This window comes from Hymenobacter sp. UV11 (genome assembly GCF_004684095.1).
Classification (GTDB): domain Bacteria; phylum Bacteroidota; class Bacteroidia; order Cytophagales; family Hymenobacteraceae; genus Hymenobacter.
The window spans coordinates 214693-240186 of the sequence record NZ_SRII01000009.1 but is presented as its reverse complement, the minus strand read 5'-3'; the positions used below and the strand labels follow the sequence as shown (position 1 = coordinate 240186).

The 25494-nt window shown below is 59.0% G+C and carries 20 protein-coding genes and 1 tRNA gene; 6 read left to right on the top strand and 15 right to left on the bottom strand.

The genetic code is table 11. From position 1 onward, the window contains the following. Nucleotides 1-96 precede the first annotated feature (96 nt). Nucleotides 97-2037, top strand: a complete 1941-nt coding sequence (locus E4631_RS18350) for an ATP-dependent DNA helicase RecQ (RefSeq protein WP_133655716.1) — start codon at nucleotides 97-99, stop codon at nucleotides 2035-2037. Nucleotides 2038-2057: 20 nt separating this feature from the next. Here the strand turns inward: E4631_RS18350 and E4631_RS18345 are convergent, their stop codons facing one another. The 4 genes from E4631_RS18345 to E4631_RS18330 form a co-directional block, all read right to left on the bottom strand. Beyond that, complete coding sequence (locus E4631_RS18345) at nucleotides 2058-2357, bottom strand: rhodanese-like domain-containing protein (RefSeq protein ID WP_133655715.1); 300 nt, start codon at nucleotides 2355-2357, stop codon at nucleotides 2058-2060. Nucleotides 2358-2496: 139 nt separating this feature from the next. Beyond that, complete coding sequence (locus tag E4631_RS18340; RefSeq protein ID WP_133655714.1) at nucleotides 2497-4473, bottom strand: T9SS type A sorting domain-containing protein; 1977 nt, start codon at nucleotides 4471-4473, stop codon at nucleotides 2497-2499. 159 nt (nucleotides 4474-4632) lie between these two features. Beyond that, on the bottom strand, nucleotides 4633-5394 hold the full coding sequence (locus tag E4631_RS18335) for a PASTA domain-containing protein (protein WP_133655713.1): 762 nt from the start codon (nucleotides 5392-5394) through the stop codon (nucleotides 4633-4635). A 99-nt stretch (nucleotides 5395-5493) separates the two neighbouring features. Beyond that, entirely contained in the window at nucleotides 5494-8292 is a 2799-nt protein-coding gene (locus tag E4631_RS18330) for a D-alanine--D-alanine ligase (RefSeq protein WP_133655712.1), read from the bottom strand. Between the two features lie 154 nt (nucleotides 8293-8446). On the opposite strand from E4631_RS18330, the gene pgk reads away from it, so the two are divergent. Continuing rightward, nucleotides 8447-9637 carry a phosphoglycerate kinase gene (gene pgk, locus E4631_RS18325; protein ID WP_133655711.1) on the top strand — a complete coding sequence of 397 codons (1191 nt, stop codon included), beginning with the start codon at nucleotides 8447-8449 and terminating at the stop codon, nucleotides 9635-9637. 167 nt (nucleotides 9638-9804) lie between these two features. Next, nucleotides 9805-10545 carry a hypothetical protein gene (locus E4631_RS18320; protein WP_133655710.1) on the top strand — a complete coding sequence of 247 codons (741 nt, stop codon included), beginning with the start codon at nucleotides 9805-9807 and terminating at the stop codon, nucleotides 10543-10545. A 149-nt stretch (nucleotides 10546-10694) separates the two neighbouring features. Here the strand turns inward: E4631_RS18320 and E4631_RS18315 are convergent, their stop codons facing one another. The 4 genes from E4631_RS18315 to E4631_RS18300 all read right to left on the bottom strand — a co-directional run bounded on the left by E4631_RS18315 (nucleotide 10695) and on the right by E4631_RS18300 (nucleotide 13742). Further along, nucleotides 10695-11045, bottom strand: a complete 351-nt coding sequence (locus tag E4631_RS18315; RefSeq protein WP_133655709.1) for a hypothetical protein — start codon at nucleotides 11043-11045, stop codon at nucleotides 10695-10697. Nucleotides 11046-11194: 149 nt separating this feature from the next. Further along, entirely contained in the window at nucleotides 11195-11827 is a 633-nt protein-coding gene (locus tag E4631_RS18310; protein ID WP_133655708.1) for a hypothetical protein, read from the bottom strand. Between the two features lie 36 nt (nucleotides 11828-11863). Continuing rightward, nucleotides 11864-13120 (bottom strand): site-2 protease family protein, encoded by a 1257-nt coding sequence (locus E4631_RS18305; RefSeq protein WP_133655707.1) that lies wholly within the window; start codon nucleotides 13118-13120, stop codon nucleotides 11864-11866. After that, nucleotides 13071-13742 carry an HAD family phosphatase gene (locus tag E4631_RS18300; protein WP_133655706.1) on the bottom strand — a complete coding sequence of 224 codons (672 nt, stop codon included), beginning with the start codon at nucleotides 13740-13742 and terminating at the stop codon, nucleotides 13071-13073. Before E4631_RS18300 ends, E4631_RS18305 begins: the two co-directional genes overlap by 50 nt. Before the next feature lie 134 nt (nucleotides 13743-13876). Between E4631_RS18300 and E4631_RS18295 the strand changes: the two genes are divergently transcribed. The 3 genes from E4631_RS18295 to E4631_RS18285 all read left to right on the top strand — a co-directional run bounded on the left by E4631_RS18295 (nucleotide 13877) and on the right by E4631_RS18285 (nucleotide 16272). Continuing rightward, nucleotides 13877-13950: transfer RNA gene (locus E4631_RS18295), tRNA-Ile, on the top strand. A gap of 159 nt (nucleotides 13951-14109) precedes the next feature. Beyond that, nucleotides 14110-14463, top strand: a complete 354-nt coding sequence (locus tag E4631_RS27070) for a helix-turn-helix domain-containing protein (RefSeq protein WP_368027860.1) — start codon at nucleotides 14110-14112, stop codon at nucleotides 14461-14463. Between the two features lie 687 nt (nucleotides 14464-15150). Continuing rightward, on the top strand, nucleotides 15151-16272 hold the full coding sequence (locus E4631_RS18285) for a hypothetical protein (protein ID WP_133655704.1): 1122 nt from the start codon (nucleotides 15151-15153) through the stop codon (nucleotides 16270-16272). Between the two features lie 94 nt (nucleotides 16273-16366). Here E4631_RS18285 and E4631_RS18280 read toward each other — a convergent pair whose 3' ends face one another. From E4631_RS18280 to E4631_RS18260, 7 genes are all read right to left on the bottom strand, one after another. Beyond that, a complete protein-coding gene (locus E4631_RS18280) occupies nucleotides 16367-19363 on the bottom strand; it encodes a type I restriction endonuclease subunit R (RefSeq protein ID WP_133655703.1) in 2997 nt (998 codons plus the stop codon). A 202-nt stretch (nucleotides 19364-19565) separates the two neighbouring features. Continuing rightward, nucleotides 19566-21035 carry an ATP-binding protein gene (locus E4631_RS18275; protein WP_133655702.1) on the bottom strand — a complete coding sequence of 490 codons (1470 nt, stop codon included), beginning with the start codon at nucleotides 21033-21035 and terminating at the stop codon, nucleotides 19566-19568. Nucleotides 21036-21169: 134 nt separating this feature from the next. Then, on the bottom strand, nucleotides 21170-22516 hold the full coding sequence (locus E4631_RS18270) for a restriction endonuclease subunit S (RefSeq protein ID WP_133655701.1): 1347 nt from the start codon (nucleotides 22514-22516) through the stop codon (nucleotides 21170-21172). Beyond that, nucleotides 22516-24045: a class I SAM-dependent DNA methyltransferase gene (locus E4631_RS18265; protein ID WP_205704265.1), complete on the bottom strand. Its 1530-nt coding sequence runs from the start codon at nucleotides 24043-24045 to the stop codon at nucleotides 22516-22518. The genes E4631_RS18270 and E4631_RS18265 overlap by 1 nt, the downstream gene beginning before the upstream one ends. Beyond that, on the bottom strand, nucleotides 24027-24233 hold the full coding sequence (locus E4631_RS26290; protein WP_205704264.1) for a type I restriction-modification system subunit M N-terminal domain-containing protein: 207 nt from the start codon (nucleotides 24231-24233) through the stop codon (nucleotides 24027-24029). The genes E4631_RS18265 and E4631_RS26290 overlap by 19 nt, the downstream gene beginning before the upstream one ends. Nucleotides 24234-24708: 475 nt before the next feature. Then, nucleotides 24709-24873 carry a hypothetical protein gene (locus E4631_RS25990; RefSeq protein ID WP_166647931.1) on the bottom strand — a complete coding sequence of 55 codons (165 nt, stop codon included), beginning with the start codon at nucleotides 24871-24873 and terminating at the stop codon, nucleotides 24709-24711. A gap of 72 nt (nucleotides 24874-24945) precedes the next feature. After that, nucleotides 24946-25470 carry an HAD domain-containing protein gene (locus tag E4631_RS18260; RefSeq protein WP_133655700.1) on the bottom strand — a complete coding sequence of 175 codons (525 nt, stop codon included), beginning with the start codon at nucleotides 25468-25470 and terminating at the stop codon, nucleotides 24946-24948. Nucleotides 25471-25494: the final 24 nt, after the last annotated feature.

Below are 25494 nucleotides of genomic sequence, written 5' to 3'. Positions count from 1 at the left end.
GACAAGCTAACGAATGGAGAAAACAGGAATCGCCAACGAAATCCGATTAATCCGATTAATCCGACGAATCCGCGGTTCAGACATATCTTCGCTTGCATGCCTACCCCCCCGATTACCGCCGACCCGCTAAGCCTGCTGCGCCAATACTGGGGCCACCAGGAGTTTCGGCCGGGGCAGGCGGAGATTATCGAGGCGGTGTTGGCCGGGCGTGACGCGCTGGCCCTGCTGCCCACCGGCGGCGGCAAAAGCGTGTGTTTCCAGGTGCCGGCGTTGGCGCGGCCGGGCTTGTGCGTGGTTGTGACGCCGCTCATCGCCCTCATGCGCGACCAGGTCGAAAACCTGCGCAAACGTGGGCTCAAGGCCGAGGCAGTGTACGCGGGCATGAGTCACCAGGAAATCGACCAGGCGCTCGACAACTGCGTGTACGGCCGCGAGGTAAAGTTTCTGTACGTCAGTCCCGAGCGGCTACTTACCGACCTTTTCCGGGCTCGGGTGGCGCGCATGAGCGTGGGCTTGCTGGCCATTGATGAGGCGCACTGCCTCTCGCAGTGGGGCTACGATTTTCGGCCGCCCTACCTGCGCATTGCCGAGCTGCGGGCGCTCCTGCCACCCGAGGTGCCCTGCATCGCGCTCACGGCCACCGCCACCGGGCAGGTGCGGCAGGATATTGTAGAGAAGCTCAGCTTTCGGCCGGGCTACGGCATTTTTACCCAGAGCTTTGCCCGACCCAAGCTGTCGTATTCAGTGTTATTGACTGAGGATAAGCAGCGCCGGCTGTTGGAGGTTTTGCGGGGGGTAGGGCCGGGCAAAACGGGCATTGTGTACGCCCGCACGCGCCGCCAGGCCGAGGATACGGCCGCCTGGCTGAGCCAGCAGGGCCTACCGGCTGTTGCCTATCACGCTGGCCTGGCCGCTGAGCAGCGCACCCGCACCCAGCAAAACTGGCTCACGGATAAAACGCGCATCATTGTGGCTACCAATGCCTTCGGTATGGGTATCGACAAGCCCGACGTGCGCGTGGTGGCCCACCTCGACGCACCCGCCACTCTCGAAGCCTACTACCAGGAGGCCGGCCGCGCCGGGCGCGACGGCCTCTACGCCTTCGCCGTGCTGCTCAGCGGCCCCGCCGATGCCGACAACCTGCGCCGCCAGGCCACGCTGGCCCACCCGCCGCCCGACGTAGTGCGCCGCGTGTACCAGGCGCTGGCCAACTACTCGCGCACGGCCGTGGGCGGCGGCGAGCTGGTAGCCTTCGACTTCGACCTCGGCGTATTTGCCGAAACCTATCGCCTCAAGGCCGTGGAGGCGCACCACGCCCTCAAGGTGCTGGAGCAGCAGGGCTTCGTGCAGCTTACCGAGGCCGTGAACCAGCCGGCGCGGGTGCAGCTCATTAGCAATCAGCAGGATTTGTATCAGTTTCAGGTCGCCAATGCGCAGCACGACTTGCTCATCAAAGCCCTGCTGAGAATGTATGGCGGCGAGCTGTTCGTGGCATTCCAGGGCATTTCGGAGAGCGCGCTGTCCCGGCACCTACGCCAGAGCACGCAGGACGTGACGCGCCAGCTGCGCTACCTGCACAGCACCGGCGTGCTGCACTACCAGCCGCGCCGCGAGCTGCCGCAGGCGCTCTTCACTACCCCCCGTTACGACGCCGCCCAACTGCCGCTCGACGAGCGCCGCCTCAAGGCCGCCAAGCAGCTCACCGAGCACCAGACCACCGCCGTAATCGACTACGCGGCCGGCACCACGCAGTGCCGCCAGCAAACGCTGCTCGCCTATTTTGACGAGCCCGACGCCCCGGCCTGCGGCGTGTGCGATGTGTGCCTGGCCCGCAAAAAAGCCCGGCAAGCGCCCGAAAACGCCGCCGGGCTACAAGCCGGATTATTGGAGCTGCTGCGCGCCGCACCGCTGCTGCCGCGCCAGGTGGTGGCGCGCTACCCCGTCGCCGAGGCTGCGGCCGTCACGGCTGCTCTGCGCGGGTTGGTCGAGCTAGGCCAGCTAGCCTACGCCACCGATGGCCGGCTGGGGGTGCAGTAGCGCGGGCTGGAAAGTTCGCCCTACTGTGCCTGGTAGGCCATGATGCCGCCTTCCAGGTTGCGCACGTTGGTGAAGCCCTGCTGGGTCAGAAACGCCTTAGCGGCCGACGAGCGCGCGCCGCTCTTGCAGTGCACGATAACCTCCTGGTCCCTCAACTCTTCGAGGTCGTCGAGGGCCTGAGGCAGCGCGCCGAGCGGGATATTCTGGCTGCCGCTGATGCGGCTTTCCTCAAATTCCCAGGGCTCGCGTACGTCGATGATGGTGGGCGTTTCGCCGGCTTGCTGGCGCTGGTGTAGGTCGGAGGCGGTGATGTCGGGCATGGGAATGAAAGCAGGTGACTAGAAGTGAAAATTATATCTGGAGTCAGAGGAAACACTGGCGGCCAGCTGCCTCTTCGTTACCATCGATAAGAGGAAGGGAGACTTGATGAGCATAGGAGCAACCTCTCTAACGGAGCAGCTATTCCACTACCAGCCGGCGGGTGGCCACCGTGCCATCGGCCAAGGTAAGCTGCACCAAGTATACGCCGCCGGGTAGCCCGGCGGGTAGGTGCAGGGTCGGCAGGCCAGCCTCGGCGGCAGACTGTTGCCACACGGAACGGCCCAGCACATCAAGCACAGCCGCGCGGCGGAAAGCGGGGCCACTCACTGCCACCGTGGTGCCGGTGGGTGCGGGGTTGGGGTAGAGGCTAAACTGCGCATTGGCGGCCTGCTGCGCCTGGGTGGCCAGCGGCACGTTATTCGTCATCACGGCCCGCATCATCAGGGTGCCGGGGATGGATAATGTGGGTTTCGACCAAGTATTCTGGGTATTATAAAAGAGGACAGGGGCGGTGCTCGTGTTGTTCAGGTCGTAGCCGTAGGGCAAAAACTGCCCGCCCGCCGCCTGCCCAAAACCAATGTAAAAGCGCCCCGACACGGCCACCGGCACGTCAAACGCGATGTCTTTGGCAAAAATCGAGTCGCGGCCCAGCGGATTGCGCAAGGTAATAGCCTTGGTAGCCAGCGGGGTAGGGGCAGGCTGGCCGTTGTTGTCGGCCCACACGGCCACCGTCACCGAGCGGTTCAGGAAGTTCTCGCCGCCCTGAGCCAGTGGAATATTATTGAACACCGGGGCCAGCCGGATGGCCTTCACCTGGTCATTCTTTGCCGCCACAATGGGGTAAGCGTAGTAGCTGAACGGCCCCGAGCTCGCGGGCGGTATCGACAACGTCGACTCGGCCGTGCCGTCGTCAAAGGCGTAGTAGTCGGCCAGCTCCAGGTCGCGGTAAGTAGTGTCGTTGGGCAGCGTGAGTGGGTTGGTTTCGTTGGTGGTCAGGGCCAGGGTGTAGCGGTAGCGGCGGGGGGTAGTGGCCGCCGGCAGCGGCGCCGAGGCAGAGCTGCCCTGAATCGCGACCTGCCGCGCCCCGGCCAGCAGCGGCTGATTGCCCGCCACCCAGGTAGCCGCCGCAAAGCCGCCGTTGGTCAGCTCGCGCACTGTACCGAGCCAATTGATGGGGGTAGGGTTACCGCTGGGCAGCAGGTTGTTGACGGTGGTGCTCATCGTCGGGTTGAGGGCGCTGGCGCCGGCTATGGCGTATTGCCAGGCGGGCATGGCCGTGTAGCTCTGCAAGGGGCTAGTGAGCCCTTGGCTGGTAGCAATATCCTGAAAGATAGTATCATTGGCCGCACGGTTGCGGTTCAGGTAGATGTAGTCAACCCCAAACGCGTCGCGGCTCGACGATTGGTTGCCCGCCGCCCGAAACCGAAACCGGAAGTTACTGTGGAAGTAGGTGGCCTGGTTAAGCGGAAAAATCTGCTGCCGAAAGTTGGTCGTTTTATTCGCGCCGTTGTAGGTCCAGATGCTGTTCCAGCGGCCAGCATTGTCCAAAAATTCCAGCGTGAGGTACACCGGCGAGCCGCTGCCACTGGTTACCGGCGCGCCCGCCAGCGTGCCCGCCTGCCAGGCGTAGCTCAGGTACACCTGGTTGGCCGTGCTGAGCCCGCTCAGGTCGATGGGCTGCGAGGTCAGTGTGTCGGTGCCACTGTACGACGAGGCCGAGGCCGCGTTATACGGTAGGCCGTTGGCCCGCAAGCCGTCAAGCGTGGCCGTGCCGCGTGTCAATGGGTTTACGGCCAGGCGGTTGCTCACGTAGGCGCCGCCGCCGCCGTAGTGCTGCGTCAGGCCGCTGCCGTTGGGGTAGTCGGGGGTTTTATCCTGCCAGCGTAGTGGCAGGGGCTGCCCGTCGCGGGGCGAGGTAAAGTCCTCAAAAAAGGGCAGCGTGAGCGCCGCCGTGCGTTGGGCCGCCGCCGAGGGGGTAGGGGCCAGCGTTGCCGCGGCCGCCCGGCCGGGGTCGGCCCCCAGGGGCTGCGGCGTGAGCACTACGGGCGTCTGGGCCCGCGCCGCTAGGCTCAGCAGTAAGGCGGGGAGAAAGACGAAGCGAAGAAGTTGACGCATAAAAATCAAACTGTAAAATCGTTTGTCATTGCGAGCGTAACGAAGTGGAGCGCGGCAATCTTTCCCTGAGCGTACGATTTTTTAGAATAGTAAACCGACGATTAAGGAAAGATTGCCGCGCTCCACTTCGTTACGCTCGCAATGACAAACGGATGGCTGCTATTCCGCAATCCACAAATCCACTAGCTGGCCCATGCGGATGGTGGCGCCGGGCGCGGCCACCGGGCGCTGGCGCACCACGCTGCCCGGCGTCTGGCCGGTTTCAGCGGCTTGCTTGAAGACCTCGCCCACCTCCAGGTGCTGGCCGGCGAGTAAGGTACGGGCCTCATCCTCGGGCATATTCACGAGGTTAGGCATCTCAAACTCAGTGTTGCCGAGGCCGTCGCCCACTTCCAGGTCCACCTTGGTGCCCTTGGCGATGGGCGCGCCGGGCGCGATTTCCCTGCCCCCCACCAGCTGCTTGAGCACGGCATTCTGGGCCACGTTGGGCACCATCTTGAGTTGGCCGATTTCAAGGTCGTAGCTCTTTAGAATCAGCTGCGCGTTCTTCACCGAGCCATCCGTGAGCTTAGGCATCTTGATAACCGGCGGCCGGCGCATGGCCACCGAAATGTAGATTTTGCGGTCCTGCTTCACCTTTTCGCCGGGCGCGGGCTCCTGCGTCAGCACCGTCATCGGGCGGGTGCCGGGCGCGTAGCTGCTGTCGTCCACGAAGTAGGCGAGGTTGCGCTCATCGAGGTAGTTCTCCAGGTCGGCCAGGTTCATGCCCGTGACTTTGGGCACCACAATGGTTTCGCCGTGGTGCGTGGTGATGGGCAGGTACACGTAGAAGAAGCCCAGCACCAGCGCCACGCCCAGCACCGCAATGAGAAACAGGTGCTTGAATACGTCGAACCAGGTATCAGATTTGAAAAAAGACATGTGTAGGGTAAGCTTTATCTTGCCGGATAAACGAATGTGCGGTAAGCTTTAGCTTGCCGTAGAAGAAGTAAACTGACTAACAAAACGGCAAGCTAAAGCTTACCGCACACGCGCCTGCCGCGCCTTGCCAAAGTCCAGAATCCGGTCAATAAACTGGTAAGGCGTGTAGCCGGCCAGCGCCGTCTGGTGGAAAATGCAGGTCGCGGGCGTCATACCGGGCAAGGAATTGACCTCAATAATAAGCACTTCGACCGCGCCCGACTCCCGCACCCGCACGAAGGCGTCGATGCGAGCGTAGCCCTCAATGTGCAGAATCTCGGCCACCTGGCGCAGTACCCGCTTCACCTCGTCCGAGATGCGCTGCCGCTCAGCCGGGTCAGCCGCGTAGCGGGCAGGCGTAATATTCTGCCCTTCGCCGGCCAGAAACTTCTCCTCCAAACTCAGCACCTCGCCGGTTGCCAGGGCCTCGCTGGCCTCAAAAACCTCAATTTGCAGCTGGCCTTGCGTATCATATGAAGTTAGCAGCCCGCCCGTGATTTCCAGGAACTTAGCCGCACCGTCGGGGCCGATGAGGGTTTCCACCAGAAAGGCGTCTTTCTGCGGAAACTCCTCCTTGAAGCCCAGGTGCAGCACCTCGGCCGGGCCGACCAGCAGCGGCTCGTCGCGCCGGAAAATCTGCTCGCTGAAGGCGGCCAACTCGGCGCGGTTCTTAATCTTTTTCACCGCCGACGAGCAGCCATCGTCGGCTGGCTTCGCGATGAAGGGGTAGGGAAACTGGCTTTCGAGGCCCAGGTAAAATGCCCCCGCGTCGGCGGCCCACTCCAGGCGCTGGGCCAGGCGGTGGTCGGCCACGCGCAGGCCGGCTTCGCGCAGGCGGCGGTTGGTTTCAAACTTATTAATGGTCACGGCCGAGCTGGCCGCGCCCGAGCCGTTGTAGGGCAGGCCAAATTTCTCCAGCTCCAGCTGCAAGGCGCCGTCCTCGCCGGGCCGGCCGTGCAGGGCAATAAACACCTCGTCCACGCGCTCGGCCAGCTCGGCAAACGAGAGGCGGCGCGGCGCGGCAATAGCCTGCCCCGCGTAGGTGCTGGTGATGCCGGCGGCCTCGGCGCGGATTTTGGCCAGCACCGGATGGGCCGGCTCACCGACCTCGGCGTGCTCGATTTTCTCCCGAATATCGTCCGCGTTGTCCTTGAGCATCACGTTGATGGGTAGCTCGTAGAGGCGGAAGGCCTCGCTGTTGCCGGCCAGGAAAATCGGGACCGGCCGGTACTTGGTGCTGCTGCTCAGTTTCTCGTAGATGTTGCGCCCGCTCTCCACCGAAATGTGCCGCTCGGACGAGTAGCCGCCCATTATCACCGCCACCCGAATGCGCTCGTCGGTGCCGCCCTGCCGGCTGCGGATGTCGCCATCCAGCTTTGCCAGGGCCGCGCCCAGCTGCACCGGCTTCAGGCCGCTGCGCCGCCGCGCGTTCAGCGACGTGCGGATGATGTACGTCAGGAACTGGCTGGGATTCAGTCCAATCTCGGCCGCCTGGTGGAAGAAGAACGACGCCGGCAGCATGCCGCTCGTCGTGTTCGGGTCATTTAGGAAGATGGTGCCATCGGCCTGAATAAAGCCGTCCAGCCGCGCATACACCTCGAAGCCAAAGGTGCTGAACATCGTCTGCGCCTCTTGGCGAATGCGGGCAATATCCGCCTCCGGCAGGTCAATCGGCGTCACCTTGCGGGCCAGGCCCGGCAGGTACTTGGCGCGGTAATCGAAGACCTCCGTGCCCTTCACGATTTCGGTGGGGGGTAGGGCCAGCGGCTGGCCGTTTTCATCCTCCACTACGATGCACGAGAACTCGCGGCCGGCTACGAATTGCTCGATTAGAACCTGAGATTCGCCGGTTGTGCTTTGCAAGGCTACCCCGTCAAAATTCTTTAGTTGTGTTTCTAAATAGGCAAACAGTTCCTCCGGATGCGTAATGGTTTGAGCTTCATAATCAGAAGCTAAGTGGCCATGACGCATTGGTTGCGCGACTACTGGTAAGCCAATACCTTCACGTATATCACTTAATTGCCGCACTAATGCAAGTCGAGCAGACTCGTCTAGCTGCTGCCACTCGCTCCATTGTACAGTGCGCCGGAATAAGGCCCTTCCTACAGCTTCAAAGAATGCTAGCTGTTCGGCCGCTGTACCTTGGTCTGACTGTCTTGTCCCCGAAGGAGTGACATGCGTGAAGGTGCTTCCACGCACACTGCTTTTCTTTACAATACTCACGCCCAAACTACTGCCTTGGTGGGGAGCCTTAATTACTAAGGGTAGGCCCAGGTCGTGGCGCACTGCTTCAAAAGAAGTCGCTATATCTGCCCCCCAGTTCCAATCTTTTTCGGTCAGCACCCGAAACTTCGGCGTGGCCAGCCCCACGGCCTGCATCAGCCGCTTCTGCGCGATTTTATCGATGCCCAGCGCCGAGGGCAGAATACCGGAACCCGAGTACGGAATTCCTACCCACTCCAGCAGGCCCTGAATGGCGCCGTCCTCGCCGCCCGGCCCGTGCAGGGCCAGGAAGGCAAAGTCCATGAGCTGGGGCAACTCGCTGGCCTCCACGCGGCGGCCGACGTGGCTGATGAGCTCCGTGAGTGCCTCGTCGCTGAGTTCGCCCAGGTTTTCGAGGTAGAGCTGCCAGGGGTGGTGCGAGGGGGGTAGGGCCGCCACGGGCGGGAAAAAATCGCGGATAGTGCCCTTGTAGAGGTACTGCCAGTCGAGCAAAATGAAGTGCCCGAGGCTATCCACAAACACGGGGACGGGCTGAAACAGGCCCTTGTCCAGGTTATCAAAAACGGTGCGCCCACCGGCGAAGGAAATCTCGCGCTCGCGCGAAGTACCCCCGAAGAAAATGCCGATTCTCATCATACTACCCGCAAAGGTAGCTTGTAGGGTAAGCTTTAGCTTGCCGCCGCCGGGCCGGGCTGCATAGCGGGCGGGCCGCCCAAAACCAGCCGCCGCCGCAGCCGTTACTACCTTGCCGCGCCCATTGACGGCAAGCTAAAGCTTACCCTACACTTTTATGAACACCCTCGCCAACTACAACTTCGCCGGCCACCGTGCCGTGGTGCGCGTCGATTTCAACGTGCCGCTCGACAAGGACCTGCACATCACCGACGACACCCGCATCCGAGCGGCCACGCCCACCATCCAGAAGATTCTGGCCGATGGCGGCTCGGTGGTGCTGCTCTCGCACCTGGGCCGGCCCAAGGGCGGCTACGAGAAGAAATTTTCGCTCGAAAGCCTGCGCCAGCGCCTCCAGCAGGAGTACGGCCGCGACGTGCAGTGGGGCGGCGACGTGCTTTCTGATGAGGCCCTGGCCGCTGCCCAGGCCCTGCAGCCCGGCCAGATATTGCTGCTCGACAACGTGCGCTTTCACCCCGAAGAAGAAGCTGGCAACGAGGAGTTTGCCCAGAAGCTGGCCCGCCTCGGCGATGTGTATGTGAACGATGCCTTTGGCGCGGCGCACCGCCGCCACGCCTCCACGTCCGTGATGGCGCACTACTTCGCGCCCCAGGACCGGGTAGGCGGCCTGCTGCTGCAAGGTGAGCTCGACAACGCCCAGAAAGTGCTCGATAACCCCGAGCACCCCTTCACCGCCATCATGGGCGGGGCCAAGATTTCGGATAAAATCCTGCTCATCGAACGCCTGCTCGACAAGGTCGATAACCTGCTCATCGGCGGGGCGATGGTCTACACCTTCGTCGTGGCGCAGGGGGGTAGCGTGGGCAATTCGCTGGTCGAAGCCGACAAGGTAGACCTGGCCAAGCGCCTCATTGCCAAAGCTGAAGAGAAAGGTGTGAACCTCATTTTGCCCGGCGACAGCCTCATCGCCGATAAGTTTGCCAACGACGCCAACATCGACGTGGCTGCCAACGGCGGCATTCCCGCCGGTTGGATGGGCCTCGACCTCGGCCCCGACGCCCGCGAGCAATTTGCCACCATCATTCAGGATTCCAAAACCATTCTCTGGAACGGCCCCATGGGCGTATTCGAGATGAGCAATTTTTCGCTCGGCACCGAGTACGTAGCCCGCGCCGTGGCCGAGGCCACCGACGCCGGCGCCTACTCGCTCATCGGCGGCGGCGACTCGGCCGCGGCCGTGCAGCAGCTCGGCTTTGCCGACCGCGTGAGCTACATCAGCACCGGCGGCGGCGCGCTGTTGGAGTTCATGGAAGGCAAGGAGCTGCCCGGCGTTTCGGCGCTGGGATAGGGGATTAGTGACTAGTGACGAACGACTAGCGACTAATTTGTGATAGGGACGGTAAGTGATTGAACAGAAAATTAGTCACCAGTCATTCGTCACTAGTCATTGCCCAAACGTAGCCAAAATGAAGTGGTACCCGTATGAACGGGTACCACTTTCTCTTTTCCACCTCCATGACCGACCACGAACAGGAATACGCCAAGATGGCCCGCCAAGTATATCGCACGCTCACCGACCAGCGCCCCCAATGGGAAGCGCGCAGTCCTGCGATGGTAGCCGACTTCGAGCAGCTCAATAACTTTTTGCAAGCTTACGAAGAAGTGTCCGGCCGCCAGGGCGATAAGAACGCTAACGAATCCAGCGATGCCCGCGACCGCGCCGAATCGGCTGCTGAGGCCGCCGCTGGCCGCATTGTGCGGGGCCTGCGCGTGCTCCAGCTGAGCGTGCACAACCCCGCCCTAGCCGAGGTAGCGAGCTACACCCCCGACGTGCTCAACCCGCTGCACGGCGAAGAGTTGCTGGGCGCCCTCAACGCCGTGGCCGCCGCCGCCGACGGCGTAGCGCCACTGCTCGCCAACGAAGGCATCACTGCCGAGCACCTGCAAACCCTCGACGACGCCATTGCGCTGTACACGCCGATGGCCAGCCTCAATAACAGCGATGCCGAGCAGGGTAGCAGCCTCAATTTCACGGCCCGCCAGGTAGTAAAAGGCTTGCGCAAAGTGCTCAAGCGACTCGATACGCGCATCGATAACCTGCGCGACGACATCCCCAGCCTGGGCCAAGCCTACAACGACGCACGCGCCGCTGCCGAGGCCGGTGACCTGGCCGAAGGCGAAAAAGGCTCCGATGGCGGCATCGGCCGCGAAGCCGCTGGCAACGCATACGGCCCCGAAAGCCAGCCCGGCCAGTAGGGCAAGCATCGAGAATAAAAAAGAACGTCATGCTAAGCTTATCGAAGCATCTCGCTTGGGCCGTTGGGGTAGCAACCCTAGCGGCGCGAGCGAGATGCTTTGACAAGCTCAGCATGACGTTCTTCTTATTGAATACCGCTCAAAATCAGCTAGGTAGCCTGCTCTTCTAAAGCGTGCAGCAGTTCGTCGGCAGCTTGCTCAATATCGTGGTAGCCTTGCTGGGAGGCGCGCTCCTTGGCCGCGATAAGGCCATCGCGGTGTACGGTTTTAAAGTCGCCGTAGGGAAACTTGTAGCGGCCCTTGTTATCGACATTCTGGCTTTTATCCTCGCCAAGGTGCCACTGGGCATACTCGTCGATTTCGTGGTTTTTAAGGAAAGCGTTTTCTTGCGTAGCGCCGGGGTTATGCTGACCCCAGTGGCCCTGGTCGTTCTTGATTTTACCGTCCTTAATCAGCTTCTTGGCGAAGGTAACGGCCGCATGATTCAGCGAAATACTCATGGCGTAAGGTGGAAAAGGTGTCTCCACAATACGAGGGGGTAGGGCCGCCGGGTTATGGCCGGGCTTAGCTGAGATACTGAGGAATTTGGAATGGGGGATGAATAATTGCCGTCGGTGTAATTTTTCATTCCTCACTCCAAACTACCAACTCAATTCACATACGGGGCCTCCAGCCGGCGGCCCATGCTCTTGAAGCCGCGGCCGGGCAGGCGGCCGGTGAGGCGGGTAGCGAGGGCCTGTGCCTCGGGCGTACTCAGCACATCGAGCTTGTGCAGCCAGGCCAGGCGGCGCAGCTGCGGCTCAATGAGGCCCAGGGGGTTCACGGGGGCGTATTCCTGGCGCAGGTAGCGCTTGGTGTGGTTTTCTACATCCTGCACAAAGGCGCGCAGTTGGCGGCGGTCGCGGGGGTGGTCGGCCAGGGTTACCTGCAAGTTGGCCGTGTGCACGATGGCCTTGTGCCACCAGTTGCGATGGGCATAGGCTACCAGCAGCCCCAGCCCCATGAGCAGGCCAAAGGCCCAGCCCCAGGCCTCGGGCGTCAGCTCGGTTGGCCGCACGGCCCGCAGAATATTGAGCAGGCCAAAGAGGCTGAACACCACCCAGCGGCCCGTAATCTGGGGCACGCTGCGCTGGTACTCCAGACGTACGGGTAGCACCTCTTCATATGGCACCTCCAAGGCGATATCGACGGCCCCCCGGCTATCGCGCTGGCTCACAAACAAGCCATCCTGGCGCAAGGAAAACTGGGTAGACCGAGTAAGTTGACTTTGCTGAAACTGCATATTTTCCTAACAATACCACGAAGCTAAACTCCGCAGTTAAAGCACGACGAGCGGCGCCGGCGAAAAGCATAAAAGAAACAACCCCACCATTACCCAGCCCAGCACCTGCCGGCCCCGGCTAAGGGGGCTGTCGTCGGGCGCAGCCGGGTGATACACCCCCGAGAGCCGCCCCAGCAGCAGCCCGAATATCAGCCAGCCCGGCTGGCCCAGCGTGCCTGGCCACCGGGTAGTAATAGCTATTTGGGCCAGCCATACCACCGCGCCCACCGCCATTCCCCACGAGGCGCGGGGCAGCAGCCGCCAGAATACCAGTCCCAGGTACAGCGCATAAGGCACGCCCCCGTACAGCCACACCTGCCAGCCGCTGCGCAGCGAAAACAGCCCCAGCCCCGCGTAAAAGATGAACGTCACAAACAGCAGTGCCGACAGCCGCCCCGCCTTGCGCGACCCCAGCAGCCCGTATAGGATGTGCCCGCCATCGAGCTGGCCAATGGGCAGCAGGTTGAGGGCCGTAAAAAACAGACTCAGTTCACCAGCCACCAGCAAGGGGTAGCGCAGTAACAGGTTGGTAGGGGGTAGGCGGTGCGGGTCGGCAAACAAGTACTCCAGCACCCGGTAGAGCAGCGGCTGGGCCAGGGTGAACTCGGGCGCCGGGTAGCGGGCCAGGCTGCGCGTAGTCACCAGTAGGTATTCGGCCTGGTCGGGCAGGGTAGCAAAGGCATAAATAAGCAGCGGCACCGCCACCAGCAGCCCCGCCAGTGGCCCGGCCAGCCCGATATCAAAAAATTCGCGCCGCGAAAATATCCGGTCCTTCACCCTGATAACGGCCCCGAACGTGCCCAGCCCCAGGGGCACCGGCAGGAAAATGGGTAGCGAAGTCCGCACCTTATTGAAGCGCGCCGTGAAGTAATGCCCAAACTCGTGCACCGCCAGCACGCCCAAAAATGGCCCCGCGTACAGCAGTCCCCAGCCCAGCTGCGCCCAGCGCTCAGCCGCCGGCAGCCGCAGCACATCAAACGACAGCAGCTCGATGGGCCCACTCCGTACCAGCTGCACCCCGGCCAGAATGGTCGAGACCAGCGTGAGCAAAAACAGCCCTAGGTGCAGCGCATAGCGGTAGCCCGGCCGCATCGGCGGCCGCTCGTAGCGCCGAAACAGGCGCCGCGCCCAGGCCCGGCGGGCGGGCGCGGGCTCGGCTACCGCATCGGCGGGCCAGCCCAGCAGCAGGTCGTCGATTGGCGGCTCAGGCAGGGGTAGGGGCTGAGGGTTCAGGGTATTCTCGGGGGTAGGCACGCAGGGCTTCGGGCAGGGCGGTGGTGAGGGTCAGGGGCGGGGCCAGGTGCAGCACCCGCAGCCCCAGGCGGCGGGCCGTAGCAATGTGCTGCGGGCTGTCTTCAATGAATAACGTCTCGGCGGGCTGCCAGTTCATTTCGCGCAGCGCGTGCCGGAATATCTCTTCGCCCGGCTTGCGCAGGCCCACCTCCTGTGAGTAGAACACGCGGTCGAGGCAATCGGCTATGCCATTCTTGAAGCCATACTGCCGGGCCAGCCGCCGGTTTACCTCTTCAATGTGCAGCTGGTTGGTATTCGAGAGCAGGGCCGTTTGGTAGCCCTGCCGGCGCAGCTCGCCGATGAGGGCCAGGCGCTCGGCAGGCACATCGAGCAGCAGGGCGTGCCAGGCGGCGTCGATTTCTGCGTCGGTGGCATCCAGCTCGTAGCGCTCGCGCAGGCCAGTGCGAAACTCGGCCGGTGAAATCTGGCCCGTCTCCAACTGGTCAAACAGCTCGGCCTGGCTGGCCTGGCTGTACTCGACGGTGCTGCCCGCCCGGCTCAGGCGGCGAAAAGCGGCAGGGGTGCGGTCGTAGTCAATATCAATAATGACGCCGCCAAAATCAAAAAGCAGGTTAGGGAGCATGTAGTAGGCGCTAGCTTGTGGCTGCTAGCGCGGCAAAGGTCGGGCTCAAAAGATGCTGCGCCGAGCAAAAATGCACATCCATTCGCCCTTCCCATCGTAACTTTGGAGCGCTGGTTGCTTCGTGCGCTGGCATCGGGCCTATAGCTCAATCGGTTAGAGCAGCTGACTCATAATCAGCAGGTCCTTGGTTCGATTCCAAGTGGGCCCACCCTAAACCGCCTCTACGATAGCGTAGGGGCGGTTTTTTGTTTTTTTAGTATGGGTCAAGTATGTAGACCGACTAAGAGGAGTCTTACGGGGGCTGGATTCCACTGGAATTTTTTCTGCTCCGTTGGATTATTCCCTAGATTCCTCAAAAAGAGGTAACATGCGGGAGGAGGCTGAGGGTATCCGAGTCACACCTACCCTCACCTACAGAAAGCCAATGAGCATCACTCTAACCCCGACTGAACTCACCAGCCTAGCCCAACAGATTCAGGATGTATTGCTGCCAGCCTTGAAAATAGCCCTTTCTACGGCTTCGAAGGCTTCGGCCGATGCCACGCAATGCCTCACTGTCGCCGAGGTCGCTAAGCGCCTAAAATGCCACTCAAAGACTGTCTGCAAGTACATCGAAGAGGGTAAGCTAGCGGCAGCCAACATCGGTACTTGGGAACGCCCTCAGTACCGGGTAAGCGAGAAGGATTTTACCACCTTCTATAAGGGCCATCGGCGAGCTTAGCACTCAGGTAAGCAGTTAGTCCGGCCGTTTCGGAAGTACCCGGGGACCCCATGAAGGGTTGCTTTCAACTTTTTTATGGCTCCCTGAACCCTCGTTTTAGGGATAATAACGGTTTTTTTGATGCTGATAATAGGCCGAATCTAAGACACTGCATGGTAAGGTCAGGTAGCGAAAAGCCTTTTTGCAGCGCATTCGACGGTAAAAACGACCTGTCTCCAGCCTTCCTTTTACTAAAAGAGAGGGTAGTCAATAAAACGGGGCCCCACGCGTGCAAAGCTTAGCAAGGTGACCCAAGGTCTGCCCCGTAGCTCCGAGCGAGCTCCGGTCTAAGCTTTCGTTTGAAACAGAAAGATGGTATGTTTCCCTCGAAGGGGAGTGCGACTGTGCCACACTCGCTATTTACCCCTGATGAACGAAAGGAAAACGACTACAATACGTGCACGGATAACCCCTACTCAAGCCGCTAAACTTAAGGCCACAGGGCTAAGCTGTTCCCAGGCACTACGCGCTTTTATCGACGCTTTGCCACCACGTCCACAAGCTAATTAGCTGATTAATTAAGCTTTACAGCCTCAGTAAAGGCTGAATAACATCCCCGGAAGCATTCTTCTATGAATACCCGTCTGAATTCAGTACAAAATCTTGAACCACAACCTACTATACACTTTATGTATTGACAAACTAGTCATGAACCTTGAGTCAAGTCAACTATTTGATTATCAAGCAATTAATAAATTTCCCTTGCTGGGTAACGCCTACTCGCTCCCGTGTGGCGTATCACTACGCATAAACAGTAAACTCGCTACTAATTATCTGTACCAGTGGGATGTATGGATTGAAGAGGTTCACGTCGGCCTGTTAGCAACTGACTGCCGATTGCCCCAAACAAAGGCGAGGCAGCGCTTTTGGTTCGAAAATGAGGTCTTATACACCGACCCCGGATGGTTTCATTATCTGTCTATACTAAGCGCGGCGACGGGGCTACGTTGCCAGTCTATAGGGATTCTTGAGATTGCACTCGACATGCAACCTAAAGAGCCGAGCTCCGATGCCCGGGAGTTGCTCATCGAGCTTGACGACGTCTATAAGTATCTGCCTCGGAAGTCTAATACAGATGAGCGGTTCCGCCCGACACAAGGCAAGCTCCAGATAACTCATGACCAAGGCACTTTCTACTTTGGTAGGTCCGTCACTTCAGCTAACAGCAGCGGTAAGCAGATTGCAGTTTACTGCAAAAGCGACGAAATCGAGCATCGTCGAAAAGGCTATATTGCCGATTTTCATCAAGCTAACGGCTTGGATAGCCAGCGAGCCATCTTGCGCGTAGAGGTCCGACTGAGCAGCAAATACCTGGGTAGTATACCCTCGCTTACTGAACATGCCCTGCTCGATGCCGGGTTTTTAGAAGCTCTTTTTGTGGGCGCCGTGGGTCAGGCTTTCATGTTTCGCGATTTAAGTAGTTCAATGCGCGACGGAAATCGGAACCTTAAGTATACCATCAAAGAATTGGCAACCTTCGATTTCCTAAACCAGACTCCTCTCATTCTGCCGAGGCTAGTATCCACGTCTCAGGGGGGGGATAACGACCGGCCAAATATCTCTACGGTGAAACGATTGACACATGAGTTAATTAATCGCAATGCACCGGAAACCCAGGCCGAGCTGCTGCGCTTTGTCAAGACAAATCCAGCGCCTAAAGGGCATGATTGGGCTAAGAAGATACAGCAGTATGCCCGTAACTACCCAGGGGCTCCAAGTCCCGAGCAAATGGCTAGAGTAAAAAATATACTTCGCTGCCTATCGGGGTAAAGGCCCTCCGCGTAGGCGAAACCCATTAACATATGTTGGTTTCGCCTACGCAGGCTGCTCTTATTTCGTATTCCAGGGGCTATCTGTTGCACCATTACGGCGCCGCCTTCCTCAAGGCCTCATACACACGCTTGAGCATCCACTCCTGAACCATGCCACCAAACTCCTTATCGGCAAACAGACGATTAAATATGTCCTCGTTCTGGTCCCGGCGCTCCAGTAGAAACTGCCGGTACATGTCATCGAAGCCGAACTTGAAGTTCTCGATGGTGTTGGATTGGGCTTGCTTACTTAATAAGGTGTTGGCTACCAGGTCCTTCTCTATCTGGTCGAACAGCAGCTTGTCGGCGTCATCGAACTCGGTGCCGAACCGTTCGTTCAGGACGTAGATGATAGCCGACAGTCGCTCCTTCTCTTCCTTTGCCTGGCGTAGCCCCGCCTCGGTGGTCGGGTCCAACTCGGCGGTTAGGTCCTTCTCCGGGGTCAAGTCGGTAGTACCCACTTTTTGCAGTCGGTAATACTCCAGGGCCACTTCGTCGTTCAGGATAAACGCCTCGTTTTCGTGGCTAGGTGGCAGCTTGGTCAGCAGCAGGTGGCCGTAGGCAAACAGCTTTTCCAGGTCAGCATCGGTAAAGGGCATTACCTGCGATAGGTAGGCGTAGAGGCGTACAAAGCTGGTCAGGGTGTGCTTGAAATCGTCCTTGGCTTCCTCATCTACGATATACTTGTAGCGTTGCACAGCGGGGTCCAGGAAGCCGTTTAGCTTGCCTTGGTCCGTAGGGGTCAGGGAGCTGGCCGACTTGAAATACACTTGTGCAAACGCGTTAACTTCCTCCGTGTAAATCACGTTGCGCTGCTCTAGGCGCGATTTCAGGTCGTAGAGTAGGTTGGGGTCCGGGCTTTCTTTTAGGTAGGTGACCTCGTAGTAGGGTTGGAAGGAATCCAGGATGGTTTCGAGGTCGTTGGCAAAGTCCAGTACGAATGTGTCCTCCTTACCGGGAGCGGTACGGTTCAGGCGCGACAGGGTCTGCACGGCCCGTACGCCGCTCAACTTCTTGTCCACGTACATGGTGTGCAGCAAGGGCTGGTCGAAGCCAGTCTGGTACTTGTCGGCCACCAACAGTACCTGGTAGCCGTCGGTACCGAACTCCTCGGGTAGCGCCTTTTCCTTGATGCCGCCGTTCATCTTGGGCTCGGTGTATTCGAGGCCGTGGTCGTCCACTACTTTGCCCGAGAACGCAACCAGCGTTTTCATGTCGGTGTAGCCCTTCTCCTTTATATAATGGTCGAAGGCCTGCTTGTAGCGCACGGCGTGTAGGCGCGAGCTGGTGACTACCATTGCCTTGGCCTTGCCCCCAATCATGTGACGCACCACTCGCCGGTAGTGCTCCACCATGACTTCCGTTTTCTGGGCCAGGTTGTGCGGGTGCAGGCTCACGAATCGCCCGATAGCACTGGCCGCCTTTTTTTTATTCAGCTCGGGGTCATCGGCGATGGCCTTGCTGACGCGGTAGTAGGTATCATAGGTAGTGTAATTGCGCAGCACATCGAGAATAAAATGTTCTTCAATAGCTTGCCGCATGCTATACAGGTGGAAGGGCCGGTGCTTGCCATCGGCCGTGAGCTGGCCGAATACCTGAAGCGTTTTGGGTTTGGGGGTGGCTGTGAAGGCGAAGAAGCTCAGGTTAGTTTGCTTGCCTCGGGCTTCCATTACCTGCCGGATGTTGTCCTCGGCCGAGTCTTCGGCGCTAGGGATATCAGCTTCCTCAGCGGCGGCTTCTTCGAGGGTCCGGCCCGTGAGCACCTGCTTCATTTTGGTTACCCCTTCGCCGCTCTGTGAGCTGTGGGCCTCGTCTACGATAACGGCGTAGTTACGCTGGGGTAGGCCCGCTACTTTGGCCACCACGAAGGGAAACTTCTGGAGCGTAGTGATGATAATGTTAGTTCCGGCCTGGAGGGCGGCGGCTAGCTGAGTGCTGTCTTTCTCAATTTTTTGCACTACCCCCTTCTTATGCTCAAACTGGAAGATGGTGTCCTGCAACTGCTGGTCGAGCACGCGGCGGTCGGTGATAACAATCACGGAGTCGAAAACCCGGTGCGCGGCGGCGTTGTGCAGGCAGCTCAGGCGGTAGGCTAGCCAGGCGATGCTGTTGCTCTTGCCGCTGCCCGCCGAGTGCTGAATCAGGTAGTTGTGACCCGCGCCGTGCTCGTAGGCATGCTGGCCCAGGCGGCGCACGGCATCGAGCTGGTGGTAGCGGGGGAAAATCAAGCTGTGTTTTTCCAGGATTTTCCCATCCGGGGTTTTTACCTTCTCGGTCTGGACGTGCAGGAAGCGGCCCACGATATCGAGGAAGGTATCCTTGTGCAGCACGTCTTCCCAGAGGTAGGCCGTGCGGTAGCCGTGGGGGTTCACGGGGTTGCCCGCGCCGTTGCCATTGCCTTTGTTGAAGGGCAGGAAGTGCGTTTTGGCACCCGCCAGCCGCGTGGTCATGGCCACGGCATCGGGGTCTACGGCGAAGTGAACCAGCGTGCGGCGGCGAAACTGGAACAGCAACTCCTGCGGGTCGCGGTCGTTTTTATACTGGGTCTGGGCGTGTGTTACGTTCTGGCCGGTGAGGTGGTTTTTCAGCTCCAGCGTTGCCAGGGGAATGCCGTTCAGGCTCAGTACCACGTCGAGCGACTTCTTATTCTGCTGGCTGTAATACAGTTGCCGCGTGAGGCCCAGCCGGTTGCGGCCGTACAGCTCTTCAGTATCGGGGTTGAGGTTGGTTTCGGGCCGGAAATATGCGAGTTGGTATTTCACCCCGAAGTCGGTGATACCGTTGCGCAGCACATCGAGGGGCCCACGTAGGTCCAGCTCTTTCACTAGGCGCTGAAGCAGCTTGGTAGCTGCCTGCGGGCCGTGCGCCTTCTCGGTTTTCGCCCACGCCTGGGTCTGTGTTTCCTGCAAGAAGCCGATTACCTCGGCCGGAAACAGCGCCTTCGCCTGGTCGTACCCTTGAGCAGGTAGTACCTGGTAGCCGCCGCTCGTAGTTAGGTGATGCTCTAGGGCTTCTTCGAAGGCTTTTTCGGTATGGATGGCGGCGGGCATGAGGGCGGGACTGGGTGGCTAGGGCTGGGAGGTGAGTGGAGAAGGCGCACGGAATATGCGGCACATGACGGTTACATAAGCCGCCGCTGGTGGTTGGGCTGCTACTGCGGCCAGTTACATAAGCATTCGCTTCAACTGACTGGACATTAGGCCATAAACCCTCTTACTGATTAAGCCAGTTACATGAGGGTTACATAAGCCTCTACGCCCAGAAGGGTAAGTACTTAGTGTGCTTGCGGGACTTGTTTTCCGGGTCGTAGGGTTTAATAAACCCGGCCTTGATAGTATCGGCGATGATGCGGGAAGCGATGGGGTAGTTGGCCTCCTCAATATTGAGCCGCTGCCGCAACGACTGGTTGGTCATGATGTCCCCGGAAACGTACTTCAGTCCGGCGTGCTGGTAACAGGCCCTGATTTTATCCTGCCGGTCCATCTGGCCGAAGTTCTTCGGGCTGTAGAGGATGGCGCGGGTGTAGTTTTCACCCACGATGAAATCGGGCGGGGGTAGCTGGTGCTGCTCGCACTCGAAAATGACTTTATCGATGCCACTACCCCGCTCCTCGCAGATGTTCAGGCGGCGCATTACCCCTGCTAGGGTTTCATTTCGGCTCTGGGGCGCGTGGTCCAGAAAACGCTGGGCGTCGATGAGGGGCCGCCCTGGGTTGGAGATTTCGATGCGGTTGTCGAAGACTTCTACCATCGGCGAAGAGCCCGTCACGGCAAAATCCTGGTGGATGAGCGCGTTAGCAATCAATTCGCTTAGGGCCAGCTCGGGGTACAGGGGCGTAGCGGTGCCGCGCAGCACCTTTTTCACCTCCTCATTGCCCGGTAGGTGGTTGTTGATGTAGTTTACCAGCCCTTCAAACCCCAAGGCGTATCCCCGGCCACCGGGTTGCTCCCGAATGGTAGTTATCCGGCTGTTGCCCGCGTAGAATATCACGCGCACGGCTTTGCGGGCCAGCCGGGGGAAACTGGCCAGGTTGCGGGCGAAGAGCATGGCCCCGAGGTTGGTGATGGCGTAGCGGTCGGCATAGGCGCTGCCGGTGCGCGTTATCACCCGCTCTTGCAGCAGCCGGTCCAGAATGCTCGCCTTCACCGGGGGTAGGGGCGAGCCGAACAGGCGGAATAACTCGGGGTAATCAATTAGCTGAAGTACCTGGTCGCTCGTGAGCCCGGCCAGGGCCGTGTCTTCCTCGAAGTGGCTCAGGTGCGCCTGGCTGCGAATAATTTCCAGCTTGTCCAGGTTCAGGGCCGTTAGCTCTTCGCCGTTGCGGGCGTAGTAGTGGCCTTCCCAGGCGGTGGGGTTACCCCGCAGGGCGGGCGGAATCTCAAACAGCAGCACCCGCTTGCCTGCCGGGGTTTGCAACTCATGGATTTCGCGGAAGGTGAGGTTGTTGCTGACTTTGGCCGCCACTTCTCCCTTGAGGTGGTCCAGGTGCGGCCGGTCGGGGCGGTACTGGCTACCCGTTACCTGCTTTTTGTCGCTCACTCCAAATACCAGCCAGGCGGCCCCGTGGCCCCGCAGGTTGGCCTCGTTGCTGAGGGCGCTGAAGTACTTACCGAGCTTGTTGAAATCGTAGTTGGAACCCGCTTCCTTGAATTCCACCACTTCGGTTTCGGCAGGCAGGCGTAGCAGGCGGTCAAGCAGGGCCGTGAGTTCAACTTCGGTCATGACGGGGGTAGGAAAAGGGTAGTAAACAGGCGCACCGGAGCTAGCCTGCACATGACGGTTACATAAAAAAATGCCGCCAGGGATGTCTCCGGGCCCATCAGGGGTAGCAAAAGTCCCTGTTAGTTACATGACGGTTACATAAGATTTGCCTCCAGCGCGGGCTCATAGTACCGCACGTCTATCTGGCCGGTCACGGCCTCGGCGATGAGAGCGGAGCGGTATTCCTGAAGCAGGGCAATTTCCTGGTTGATGGTAGCTATCGAATCAGCTACTTGTTGACACTTTGCCTTCAGATAATCAATGATTACAGCCTGTTCATTGTAGGGAGGGAAAGCAATATCGAAGTTGGATAATGCGCCTAAGTAAATGCCTGGCTGGGCGGAGAACCCAACATTGCTCCACAGTAACTTTTGGTAGCTATCACTTTGAAAAAGGTAGCACATATACTGTGGTACGAGTAATTCTGGCTTTGGCCGAAATACTGCAAGGCTACGCTGAATAGTGAATAGCGGCATGTCTTCTACAATTGCCACTTTTCCTAAAGTCGCGCCGACAACGGCTAAAACTATATCATTTTTTCTTACATCGAATGATTTTTCCAGCATCATAAAGTCATTCTCCGACACTTGGCTATCGTCATCTAAGTTCACAAATTTTCCACCCACGATATTCCTTACGCTGAGTAACGGGTAGCCTTTTTCAACCCTTTGAGGTGGTTGGTGAGTACCATCACGGAGTAATGAACAAGCATGCTTAGTCTTCATGATTTCCCAGTGCGCGGGCACCTCGCCCAGCCACTCAATCCCCGAGTCCCGCAGGGGCGCGGCGGCATCCAGGCCCTTGGTCACGGCGTGGTTGATGAGGGCGGCCCGCTCTTCCCGTAGCAGCTCCAGCATCTGCTGCTTCTGGGTGATGAGCTGGTCTATCTGGGCGGTTTTGTCGTCGAGGAATAGGGCGATGGCGCGCTGTTCGGTAACCGACTCTGGAAACCAAATCGGCATGTTCCCGATTTCGGTGGCAGTAATGGCAGGATAGCTCACCCCGGTAGAATAAGCCGAGATGGTGTCTACAAATTGCTCACTTGTCGATAGATAGAACAAAAATCGCTTGTCCAGTTCTCCGCGAGCCGATAGCACAGCAAAACCAGTTGACCCGATGATATCGTCTGCATCCTCTTCAATCTGAGCAATCGCTTTGAGGTAAGTTCTGACTGTTGAGATTAATAAGTCCCCCCGTTGTACTATCCGCCTTGCTCTAGATGGAGCTTCTTTAAAGGTTATGGGCTCAACACTGTAGTTTACACTGCCAAGGGTTACGTTGCCAATATCCAAGTAACGAAAAGTGAACTCTTCGACTGTCGTTTCGGGCAGTGTATTGGCGTTAATATCAACTACGTATTTGAGTCGTTTGGTAGTCCACCCTACCGGAATCTCCGGCAGCCACTCCACGCCCGTAGGCATGTACTCGTCATACCGCTTCATCAGGCTTCGATTACTTGATTTAGCAAGCCTTCCGTCTGGGTTTCCAACCGCAGGATATCGGCCCGGATATCCCGAAGCGGGCGTAGGGCTTGGTACTGGTAGAAGTAGCGGGTAAAGTTGATTTCGTAGCCCTCCTTGGTTTTCGTCTCATCCAGAAACGCATCGGGTACGTGGGGTAGCACCTCGCGCTGGAAGTACTCGTCGGGGTCATCGAGCAGGGGCACGTTCTCGAAGTCGCGCAGGCTGCCATCGGCCTTGGGGTTGCCCTTCTTATCGGTCACTGGCTGACCCTTGGTATCGCGCTGGGGCCGCTCTACCGTGAGGCGGCGGTAGCCAAAGGCTTCATTGGGAAAAATCTTGCAAAACTCACCCTCCCGGAAGTCGCCGTAGAGCCGGGTAATGGCGGCTAGCTGGTCGTCGGAAATCACGTTGCGCTTGTTGCCCAGGCTACGCGGCATCTTCTGCGAGAAGCTCACAGCGTTGAGCAGCTGCACCTTGCCTTTGCGCTCGGCGGCCTTCCGGTTGGTCACCACCCAGATGTAGGTAGTGATGCCGGTGTTGTAAAACAGCTGGTCGGGTAGGGCCACGATGCCTTCGAGCATGTCGCGCTCCAGCAGCCAGCGCCGGATTTCGCTTTCCCCGCTCCCCGCCGCGCCCGAGAACAGCGGCGACCCGTTGAACACGATGGCTAGGCGTGTACCCTCGGCTGTGTTTTTCATCTTGCTGGTCATGTGCTGCAAAAACAGCAGCGACCCATCCGAAATGCGCGGCAGGCCCGCGCCAAACCGGCCCGCGTGCCCCTGCTTCTCGTGCTCGGCCTTAATGATCTTCTCCGCCTTCTTCCACTCCACCCCGAAGGGCGGGTTCGATAGCACGTAGTCAAACTTGGCATCGGGCAGCTGGTCCTGGGTAAAGCTGTTGCCGAGCTTGATATTATCGGCGCGGTGCCCCTTAATGAGCATGTCGGCCTTGCAGATGGCGTAGGATTCGGGATTTAGCTTCTGCCCGAACGCCTCCAGCCGGGCTTCGTTATTTAGCTCGTGCAGGTACTCTTCTGCCACCGATAGCATGCCCCCGGTACCGCACGCCGGGTCATAAATGGTTTTCACGATGCCCTTCTTGGTCAGGATTTCGCGGTCCTGTAGAAACAGCAGGTTCACCATCAGCCGGATTACCTCTCTGGGGGTAAAGTGCTCGCCCGCCGTTTCATTACTCGACTCCGCGAAGCGCCGTATCAACTCCTCGAAGATGTAACCCATCATCAAGGGCTTCACCTTATTCGGATGCAGGTCGATTTCCTGAAACTTCTTAAGGACGATGAACAGCAGGTTGGCCGAATCCAGCTTGGTTATTTGGTGGTCGAACTCGAAATGCTCCAGAATTTCACGGGCATTCTGCGAAAACCCGTTGATGTAGTGCCGTAGGTTGGCCGCGATGTTGTTCGGGTCGCTCACCAAACGGTCGAAATCGAACGGGCTGTGGTTGTAGAAGCTCAGGCCCGATTTCTGGTTTAAAACCATGTCGGCCATTTCGGGGGGTAGGGTGCTGGTCCGGGGTATTCGGCCAGCACAGCGGCCTTCGTCGGCGCCAACACGCAGTCGAGGCGGCGTAGCACCGCGAGCGGTAGGATAACCCCTCCGTAATCTGCCTGCTTGAAGTCCCCCCGGAGCAAGTCGGCCACAGCCCAAATGTGCGCGGCGTGTTGTTTAAAATCCATGTAATGCTAAAAAAAAAGCCCTGTTTGGCGAAGCAGGACCTTGAAAGTAGGGATGGCTCGGCAGACTAGCTAACCCGAAGCCTGGAGCTAGGCCATAAGTAGTTGAGAGATAGGCACAGGGTAGTATAATTTACTATACTTGGGATTACACTTGGGTTAATATGCTGGCCCATACTTCTCGTAACCGATTACCCCCAGCCCCCGGCCTCGTATCCTCAACCAGCCCCCGGGCCCTCCACCGCCTTGGCCCGGATGAATACAGTAGTAAAAAATTTGGCAGAAAAATCTAGCCCGGAAACAAGACTTCCTCCTCAAAAAAATAGGAAAGTGCCTACTAAATCAAGGCACTCCACAAAAAAATTAGCCAAAACTTTCCAATGAACCTTACTATTAGTAAGGCAGGTCCCGAATTTAGTTGCCCAGTTAGACAGCATCTCTTGAACAGCGACTGACCCGAGCGTAACGGCTTTTCCTTCTAGTGCTCGTCGGGGTCGGTAGCAAGAATTGGCGCTTCGGCCGAGTCCGATGCAGGCTCCGTAGCGGGTGCCGGGGCTGGGCTCACCCCTGCAAAGACATCTTCCAAGTCAAACGCGCCTTCGGCTAGTAAGGCATCGTTAAGTAGTCGCTGATAATGAGTCATGTAATGTGGTACCTAAGGACGTAATGCGCGCATTGTTATTAGCGGCATTGGGGATTAAGTGCTCCGCGAGTGTCAAATTAAGTGGTTATTTCCGGACCTCCACAACTCCCGGCCAGCAAGTACTTTCAGTGCCTGCGCCAATTCTTGCTTAGTGAAGCCGAAGCGCTCGTCACAGACGACCAAGTGCTTGTGCTGCGCGGGGTGAAAGTTCGTGGGGCCCATGTCATCGATGATGACGTAGGAACTCACCGGCTCTTGGTACTCGGCCAGCCACCGGCTGATTTCATCGCCCCGGGTAAAGTTTTTGTTGTCGAGCTTCGGCGTGTTGCCGAGCACTACGACGTCGGGGTCATAGCGGTGAGCCCACATCCGGGCCAGGTCCGTTTCGGTTCGCCGATTAGTGGTAAACACGATTCCGGCGCCCGTCTGGCTGAGCAGCGAGCGAATGTTGTGGACGCAGTGCGGGGCAAAAAAGTCCATGTACTCGTCGGCTAGGGCCACCCCGCCTTTGCTGATGCGCCCCCATTGTTCGAGGAAGGCGTGAAAGGTGGTGGGGATGAGCACGCCATCGAGGTCGAGGAAACAAATTTTTCTCACGGCAGTAAGGCGTTGATTAACCCG